The sequence below is a fragment of the Rhodococcus sp. no. 34 genome, from assembly GCF_054589475.1.
In genome coordinates, this window is the sequence record NZ_BAAILK010000023.1 from 316260 (window position 1) to 322972 (window position 6713).

Below are 6713 nucleotides of genomic sequence, written 5' to 3' on the forward strand. Positions count from 1 at the left end.
ACTCGCGCGCGTTACGTACTAGCGTCGGCGGCACACCCGAAAATACTGGTAGGAGGTGGTACTTCGATACTGGTGCCGGGCGGATCCCCTCTCGGTACTTGCAGAATTTGCCGCCGCCCACCGTGGGGCGGGGCCGTAATTGGGAGGTACGAGTGACGACCCCTTCGCAAGCCTCGTTTTTCATCGAGGACGCCACCATCGAGCGTTCCGAGAATGCCGCAGCTCCGAGATCCGACGTCGTAGTCAAGGGACGAAATGTCGAGATCCCCGATCACTTCCGAATCTACGTTTCGGAAAAGCTGGCGCGACTCGAACACTTCGACCCCTCCATATTCCACTTCGACGTGGAACTGCAACATGAACGCAACCGACGACAGGCCAAGAGTTGCCAGCGCGTCGAGATCACCGCTCGAGGTAAAGGCCCGGTGGCCCGAGCCGAAGCGTCCGCAGACAGCTTCTACGCCGCCTTCGAATCGGTGATCGACAAGCTCGAGAGTCGCCTCCGTCGAACCAAGGACCGCAAGAAGGTCCATTACGGCGACAAGCGACCGGTGTCCGTCGCGGAGGCAACCGCCTCCCTCGTCGACGCAGACTCACTCGGAGTCACACCGGACATTTCGCTGAACGGTCAAGAGCCGGACGAGTACGACGGCCCGGGACGCGTGGTCCGCACGAAGGATCACCCGGCCGAGCCGATGACCATCGACGACGCTCTCTACGAGATGGAACTGGTCGGACACGACTTCTTTCTCTTCCATGACAAGGAGTCGGACAAGCCGTCCGTCGTCTACCGTCGTCACGCTTTCGACTACGGATTGATCCGCCTGACATGACCCAATCGGTGGTGGGTTTGCTCGCTCGCCGCCGGTAGCGCCTACCATGGAATCCGGCCGGAGTTTTCGGACCCCGGCCGGATTTTCAGTGTGTGACCCCCTGTCGCCGAAGATTGAGGACGAAGAAGACTGTGCCGTCGCTGTCGCTATCGAAGCTGCTCCGTGTTGGTGAAGGTCGCATGGTCAAGCGGCTCAAGCACATCGCCGAGCATGTGGAATCTCTGTCGCCCGATGTCGAAGGCCTGACAGACGAGCAACTCAAAGCCAAGACCACCGAGTTCCGTGAGCGCTATGCCGCCGGGGAAACTCTCGACGAGTTGCTGCCCGAGGCTTTCTCCGTGGCCCGTGAGACGTCGTGGCGCGTGATCAATCAGAAGCACTTCCACGTGCAGATCATGGGTGGCGCGGCCCTGCACTTCGGCAACGTCGCCGAGATGAAGACCGGTGAGGGCAAGACTCTGACGTCGGTTCTTCCGGCTTATCTCAACGCGATCGCGGGTGACGGCGTCCACGTGGTCACCACCAACGACTACCTTGCCAAGCGCGACTCCGAGTGGATGGGCCGCGTTCACCGCGCCCTCGGCCTCGAGACCAGTGTGATTCTCTCGGGCATGACGCCGGCCGAGCGCCGCGTCGCCTACGCAGCCGACATCACGTACGGCACCAACAACGAGTTCGGCTTCGACTACCTGCGCGACAACATGACGCACTCGCTGGACGACCTGGTCCAGCGTGGCCATGCGTTTGCCATCGTGGACGAGGTCGACTCGATCCTCATCGACGAAGCCCGAACCCCGCTCATCATCTCGGGCCCGGCCGACGGCTCCAGCAAGTGGTACAGCGAGTTCGCGCGCATCGCGCCGCTGCTGAAGAAGGACGTTCACTACGAGGTCGACATCCGCAAGCGCACCATCGGTGTGCACGAGGCGGGCGTCGAACTGGTCGAGGACCAGCTCGGTATCGACAACCTGTACGAAGCCGCGAATTCGCCGCTGGTGAGCTACTTGAACAACGCGATCAAGGCCAAGGAGCTCTACACCAAGGACAAGGACTACATCGTCCGCGACGGTGAGGTCATCATCGTCGACGAGTTCACCGGCCGCGTGCTGGTCGGCCGCCGCTACAACGAGGGCATGCACCAGGCGATCGAGGCCAAGGAGAAGGTGGAGATCAAGGCGGAGAACCAGACCCTTGCCACCATCACCCTGCAGAACTACTTCCGTCTGTACGACAAGTTGTCGGGCATGACGGGTACCGCCGAGACGGAAGCTGCCGAGCTTCACCAGACTTACACGCTCGGTGTGATCCCGATCCCGACCAACCGTCCGATGGTCCGAGTCGACAACGGCGACCTCATCTACAAGACCGAGGAAGCCAAGTTCGACGCGGTGGTCGACGACGTCGTCGAGCGCCACGAGAACGGCCAGCCCGTCCTGATCGGTACCACCAGCGTCGAGCGCTCGGAGTACTTGTCCAAGCAGTTCACCAAGCGCGGCGTTGCCCACAACGTCCTCAACGCCAAGTTCCACGAGAAGGAAGCGACCATCATCGCCGAGGCCGGTCGCTCCGGCGCGGTCACCGTCGCGACCAACATGGCCGGCCGCGGTACCGACGTCGTGCTCGGTGGTAACCCGGACATCATCGCGGACATCGCGCTGCGCAAGAAGGGCCTCGACCCGGTCACGACGCCGGACGAGTACGAGGCAGCTTGGGACGCAGTCCTGGACGAGGTCAAGGCTGAGGTCAAGGCAGACGCCGAAAAGGTCCGCGATGCCGGCGGCCTGTACGTCCTGGGCACCGAGCGTCACGAATCGCGCCGAATCGACAACCAGTTGCGTGGTCGTTCCGGACGTCAGGGTGATCCCGGCGAATCGCGGTTCTATCTCTCGCTCGGTGACGAGCTCATGCGCCGTTTCAACGGTTCGGCACTCGAGTCGATCATGACGCGCCTGAACCTGCCCGACGACGTCCCGATCGAAGCCAAAATGGTCTCGAAGGCCATCAAGAGCGCTCAGACCCAGGTGGAGCAGCAGAACTTCGAAATTCGCAAGAATGTCCTCAAGTACGACGAGGTCATGAACCAGCAGCGAACGGTCATCTACAAGGAGCGCCGCCAGATCCTCGAGGGTGAGGACATGGAAGGCCAGGTCGAGCAGATGATCACTGACGTGGTCACCGCCTACGTCGACGGTGCCACCGCCGAGGGATACGTCGAGGACTGGGATCTCGAGCAGCTGTGGACGGCGCTGAAGACGCTGTACCCGGTCGGCATCGATCACAAGACGTTGGCAGGGGAGGACGGCGCAGGCATCAACAGTGACCTGAGCCGTGACGACCTGCGAACCGCTTTGCTCGAAGACGCCCACGCGGCGTACAAGAAGCGCGAAGCCGAGATCGATGCGATCGCCGGCGAAAACGGTATGCGTGAACTCGAGCGTCGTGTCTTCCTCTCGGTCCTGGACCGTAAGTGGCGTGAGCATCTCTACGAGATGGATTACCTCAAGGAGGGAATCGGTCTGCGTGCGATGGCCCAGCGCGATCCGCTGGTCGAGTACCAGCGCGAGGGTTACGACATGTTCATCGGCATGCTCGACGGATTGAAGGAAGAGTCCGTCGGATTCCTCTTCAACCTGCAGGTCGAGGCAGCTCCGGCGCAGCCCGCGAGCGGAATTTCCGTCACCGCGGGCTCTGCCGCCGCGGCGTCCGCCACGGCGCCCAAGCCGCTCCCCACGCAGGAAGCTGCGGCCAGGACTGCCGGAACTGCTGCCCCGACGGCGTTGCGCGCCAAGGGACTTGACGACGAAGGTCCGTCGCGTCTGACGTACACCGGCCCGGACGAGGACGGCAAGGCGAAGGCAACACGTGACTCGGCTGCCGACACCGGCGACGGTGCCGCCTCTCGTCGCGAACGTCGTGAAGCCGCACGGACGCAGTCGAAGAGCAATCGAGCTCCGAAGTCCAAGCGCAAGCGCTGAGGTATTAGCGCAGTCAGTACTCGGCAGGCTGGACGGTCACACCACGTGTAGTGCGGTGACCGTCCAGCCTGTTTCGTCTGTGTGGTCGATCCGGCCTGCGACGGCAAAAGTCTGCGTGCCTCGTGTGTACGTCGCACAGACTTCGGCGGTACTCTCCGACACTGCTTGAACGTGGGTGCGGTGAACGGCCGCGCCGCCCAGCTTCCGGGCCGAGGAATCCGAAGTGTAAAGTCGCGCAACAACTTCCAGGACGGACGGCGTCAACACGCCCTTGAGCTGCCGCGGATTTCGTCGTCGGTCGACGGTTTCGAGAACCAGACGTAGTGATCGGTTCCAGAAGATGTCGGCACCTACCAGCCGCGGTTCCGGAGCGTGAGTGAACCCGGTACTGGGCGACGTTCCGTTGTGTGGCGTCTTTCGCGGGCGACGCAGCATCCGGTCTGTTCGGCACTGCGTTCGGTCTGGCCGGCACTGTGGCCGCGACAGCACGACGGTATGCGGGTGAGGCTCGAATTGCGGCGCCGGCTCGAGAACGATCTTGCAGTCCTGCTCCATGACATCCCCCCGGATGATCCTGCGTCCGAGACAGCTGTCTCGGACTTCGCTCCCCCGAGCGATGGTGAGAAGCATGACACGAATCGCTCGAGATGTCGCCGTGATCACCATCGCGACTTAGGGTGATGGCGTGCGGGGACTTCTGTTGGATGTCGGTGGCGTGCTGTTCGGTCCGGGATCGGATCTCGACGGCTTGAGCGCGGTCGTGCGCGCGGTGAAGGCCCGCGGAATCGTGACGGGAATCGTCAGCAACGATCCCGGCGGCGCCAGTGCTCAGTGGTTGCGGGATCTCGGCGACGGGGTCTTGGTCGACGACGTGATCTTGTCCGGTGATGTCGAGATGGCAAAGCCCGACGCCGAGATCTATCTGTTGGCAGCGAGTCGTTTGGGCGTCGAGCCGGAGGATTTCGTTTTCGTGGATGATCTCGAAATCAACGTCCGGGCGGCTGTGGCCGTCGGGATGGTCGGGGTCCATCACGTCGGCTCGGAATCGACCATCGAGGAGTTGTCGATTCTGTTCGATCTCGGCGAAGGAGGGGACACGAAGCCATGGTGAACAGACTGACGACTCAGGATGCCGCTTTCTACTTCCTCGAAGCCGGGACGACGCCGATGCATGTCGGCTCGTTGGGGATCTTCAGGCAACTGCGAAACGGGATCGATCACGAGGAGTTGCTTCGACTTGTCGAAGAGCGGCTCGGATCGGTTCCGCGGTACCGACAGAGAGTTCGCGAGGTGGCGTTCGGTCTGGCCCGCCCGGTATGGGTGGACGACTCGGATTTCGACATCACTTATCACGTTCGCCGATCTGCTCTGCCCAAACCGGGTTCCGACGAACAGCTGATGGATCTGATCGCGCGGCTGACGTCGAGACCACTCGACAGCACGAGGCCGTTGTGGGAGATGTACCTGGTCGAGGGGCTGACCAGAAACAGATTTGCCATCTTCACGAAGTCTCATTCGTCGTTGGTGGACGGCGAGGCGGCTCCAGAGATCAGTCAGGTGATCTTCGATCCGGAGAAGAATCGAGCGCCAGGCCCCGAAGAATTGTGGATGCCCGCCAGGCCGCCGAGCGATACCAGCTTGTTGGTCAGTGCACTGGCGGATCTCGTGACGAGCCCGGGGGAGGGGATCGCACGGGCGCGTGCAGCGTTCAACGACGTGACCACATCCGTCACCGAGGCTGTGAGTGCACTCGGGAAACTCGCGGAAGTGGTTCGAACGGCGACGCAGGTAGCCCCGTCGAGCCCGCTCAACGCCACCATTTCGCGCAATCGACGCCTTGCGGTGGCCAAGACGTCTCTGGAGGACTATCGACGCATTCGTGCGCGGTACGGGTGCGAGATCAACGACGTGATCCTGACCGTCATCGCGGGTGCGATGCGGAACTGGTTGCTCTCGCGCGGTGAACCGGTGACCGAGGCGACCATCGTGCGAGCGATGGTGCCCATGTCGGTCTACACCGACGGCCCGGAGAGTCCTGACGTCGACGATCCGCAAGCGCCCGGACATGTTTCCTCGTTCCTCATCGACCTGCCTGTCGGTGAACCCAACGCGGTGGTTCGGCTCTCGCACGTGGCCCATGCGACGGAGGCATTCGCGCGTCAGGGTCGGCGGGTCACCGCGCAGACGATGGTGCGAATGTCCGGGTTTGCGCCGGCGACGCTGCATGCGATGAGCTCGCGTGCGGCCAGCAGTCTGTCGCAGCGAATGTTCAACTTGATGATCACCAATGCGCCAGGGCCGCAATTTCCGCTCTACCTCGGTGGGGCTCGGATGCTCGAGATGTATCCCGTGTCGCCACTACTCAAGAATCAGACACTCAGCATCGCCCTGACGTCGTACGACGGGAATGTCTACTACGGTTTGAATGCCGACCGTGACGCGATGTCGGACGTCGACGTCGTTCGTTCGCTGATCTTCGAGTCACTCGAGGAATTGACGGATGCGAGTCGGTGACGAACGAGCATGAAGGTGGTCTCATGAGGGTGTACGTACCGGCGACGGTCGAGATTTTGCAGCAGTTGGTCGCAGATCAGGAGTTCGACCCTATGAGCCGGACGGCTTTTGCGGTCACCCCGACTCTGCGTGAGTCGTACGCGGCGGGGGACGACGACGAGTTGGCCGAGGTCGCCATGGGTGAGGCTGCGCGTGCGTCGCTGCGGCTGATCGCCGGAACCGAGGGTGACGTCACCTTCCGGCGTGCTGTCGTTGCCGCCGACGTCGACGATGCCGATGTGAAGTTACGGCCCGATCTCGACGATTCGGTAGTCCGATTGGCGGGTCCTGTCACGATGGCTCAGGTTGCATCTGTGCATGTCGACCTCGAACAGGCAGAATCGGACATCGA

At 62.4% G+C, this 6713-nt stretch carries 6 protein-coding genes; 5 read left to right on the forward strand and 1 reads right to left on the reverse strand.

Going from position 1 to position 6713, the window contains the following annotated elements:
- Positions 1-152: 152 nt before the first annotated feature.
- Together hpf and secA are read left to right on the forward strand one after the other, a co-directional pair.
- Positions 153-833, forward strand: coding sequence for a ribosome hibernation-promoting factor, HPF/YfiA family (hpf, locus tag ACYP01_RS07475; protein WP_003940893.1), 681 nt, complete (start codon positions 153-155; stop codon positions 831-833).
- Positions 834-964: 131 nt separating this feature from the next.
- Positions 965-3808 carry a preprotein translocase subunit SecA gene (secA, locus tag ACYP01_RS07480; protein WP_050654900.1) on the forward strand — a complete coding sequence of 948 codons (2844 nt, stop codon included), beginning with the start codon at positions 965-967 and terminating at the stop codon, positions 3806-3808.
- 36 nt (positions 3809-3844) lie between these two features.
- Here the strand turns inward: secA and ACYP01_RS07485 are convergent, their stop codons facing one another.
- Complete coding sequence (locus tag ACYP01_RS07485) at positions 3845-4243, reverse strand: Rv3235 family protein (protein ID WP_328600158.1); 399 nt, start codon at positions 4241-4243, stop codon at positions 3845-3847.
- Positions 4244-4493: 250 nt separating this feature from the next.
- Between ACYP01_RS07485 and ACYP01_RS07490 the strand changes: the two genes are divergently transcribed.
- The 3 genes from ACYP01_RS07490 to ACYP01_RS07500 all read left to right on the forward strand — a co-directional run.
- A complete protein-coding gene (locus ACYP01_RS07490) occupies positions 4494-4919 on the forward strand; it encodes an HAD-IA family hydrolase (RefSeq protein ID WP_003940859.1) in 426 nt (141 codons plus the stop codon).
- Complete coding sequence (locus ACYP01_RS07495) at positions 4913-6322, forward strand: WS/DGAT/MGAT family O-acyltransferase (RefSeq protein ID WP_007731194.1); 1410 nt, start codon at positions 4913-4915, stop codon at positions 6320-6322. The genes ACYP01_RS07490 and ACYP01_RS07495 overlap by 7 nt, the downstream gene beginning before the upstream one ends.
- A 23-nt stretch (positions 6323-6345) precedes the next feature.
- Positions 6346-6713 (forward strand): DUF6912 family protein (locus ACYP01_RS07500; RefSeq protein ID WP_459679183.1); only part of this gene is annotated, 368 nt, incomplete at its 3' end.

Coding starts and splice junctions, on each gene's coding strand:
- ACYP01_RS07495 (WP_007731194.1), top strand. CDS start 4,913: ATGGTGAACAGACTGACGACTCAGGATGCCGCTTTCTACTTCCTCGAA.
- ACYP01_RS07485 (WP_328600158.1), bottom strand. CDS start 4,243: ATGCTGCGTCGCCCGCGAAAGACGCCACACAACGGAACGTCGCCCAGT.